Annotated in this window: 1 protein-coding gene and 1 pseudogene; both read right to left on the bottom strand. The window is 60.5% G+C overall.

The window, feature by feature from the left end; all coding sequences use genetic code 11:
* Positions 1–1,046: pseudogene (locus VL202_RS05655) on the bottom strand (polyribonucleotide nucleotidyltransferase); the annotation flags it as partial.
* A 354-nt stretch (positions 1,047–1,400) separates the two neighbouring features.
* Positions 1,401–1,670 (bottom strand): 30S ribosomal protein S15, encoded by a 270-nt coding sequence (rpsO, locus tag VL202_RS05650; RefSeq protein WP_056338830.1) that lies wholly within the window; start codon positions 1,668–1,670, stop codon positions 1,401–1,403.
* Positions 1,671–1,698: the final 28 nt, after the last annotated feature.

The following is a 1,698-nucleotide window of genomic DNA, read 5'->3' as shown; positions in this document are numbered from 1 at the left end:
GTTTCGCCGCGGGTGAAGAGCGCCGAACCGTGGGTACGCGGCAGGATGCCGACTTCGGACACGATCGCACGAACCTTGTCGAGATCGCGGCCGTCGATGCGGCTCTTGGTGTCGAGGATGTTCCAGCGAACGATCTTGGCCTGCAGATGCTTGAAGACGGCACCGATGACTTCATTGGTGTATTTCGGCTCTGCGCCTTCGGGGAAGAAATGCGCCTTCACCTTGGCCTTGACGGCGTCGACAGCAGCGTAGCGTTCCGCCTTCTGGGTGTTCTTGTAGGCGGCGCGCAGTTCGGTTTCGGCAATGCCGAGCATTTCGGCTTCGAGTTCCGAATGATCTTCCGGCTGGAAGTCGCGCGGCTCCTTGGCGGCCACTTCGGCGAGCTTGATGATCGCGTCGATGACCGGCTGGAAGCCCTTGTGACCGAACATCACGGCGCCGAGCATGATCTCTTCGTTGAGTTCCTTGGCTTCGGATTCCACCATCAGGACGGCGTCCTGCGTACCGGCGACGACCAGATCCAGAACCGATTCCGGCATTTCATCGTGATGCGGGTTGAGGACGTACTGGCCGTTGATATAGCCGACGCGCGCGCCGCCGACCGGGCCCATGAAAGGAACGCCGGAAATCGTCAGGGCTGCGGAAGCGGCGACCATCGACAGGACGTCCGGATCGTTTTCGAGATCGTGCTGGACAACGGTGACGACGACCTGGGTGTCGTTCTTGTAGCCTTCGGGAAACAGCGGGCGGATCGGACGGTCGATCAGGCGGGAAACCAGCGTTTCCTTTTCCGACGGACGACCTTCGCGCTTGAAATAGCCGCCCGGGATCTTGCCGGCGGCATAGGTCTTTTCCTGATAGTTGACGGTGAGCGGGAAGAAATCCTGGCCCGGCTTCGGCGACTTGGCCGAAACGACGGTGGCCAGAACGATGGTTTCGCCGTAGGTGGCGAGAACGGCGCCGTCAGCCTGACGGGCGATCTTGCCGGTTTCGAGCTTGAGCGGGCGTCCTGCCCATTCAATTTCTACCGTATGAGTATCGAACATGTTGTGTCCTTCATGTGCGGGAAATCCGCGCCGCAGCCTCGATCGGCGCGGGCGGTCCGCAGCTATGACGCATCACGGGCAAGACAACGGGAGGCTTCGATATGGCTGGCGGTCGTTCCGCTCCTGAAAGCCATTGCCTTCCGGTGCCTGGAAACGAGCAAGCGCCGAAGCATCCTGCAATCCTGCCCCATGACAGGTCATCGGTTGGTTCCGCAGAGCCGGCCCATCCGGTCTGCTGGATCATCCGCTTCGGCGGGGCCGCAAGGCTTATCCGGAAGCGTAGAAGGCGGGACGATTCCCGCGGAAAAACGAGCCGGCGGGCTCCTCGCTGGAGGACCCCGCCGGATGGTAAGCTTAGCGGCGAATGCCGAGAGCGCTGATCAGCTTGGTGTAGCGCGCCTCTTCCTTCTTCTTGAGATAATCAAGAAGCGAACGGCGGCTGGAAACCATTGCCAGAAGGCCACGACGCGAGTGGTTGTCCTTCTTGTGGCCCTTGAAGTGTTCGGTCAGATTGTTGATCCGCTCGGTGAGGATCGCAACCTGGACTTCCGGAGAACCGGTGTCGCCTTCGACGGTTGCATATTCCTTGATAAGCGCAGCCTTGCGCTCTGCAGTGATCGACATCGTGTCATCCTTTCGATGGTGAGGATTT

It is taken from the genome of Pararhizobium sp., from assembly GCF_035497515.1.
Classification (GTDB): Bacteria; Pseudomonadota; Alphaproteobacteria; order Rhizobiales; family Rhizobiaceae; genus Pararhizobium.
Note: the sequence above shows the minus strand (reverse complement) of the source record. Positions and strands in the feature narration are given on the sequence as shown.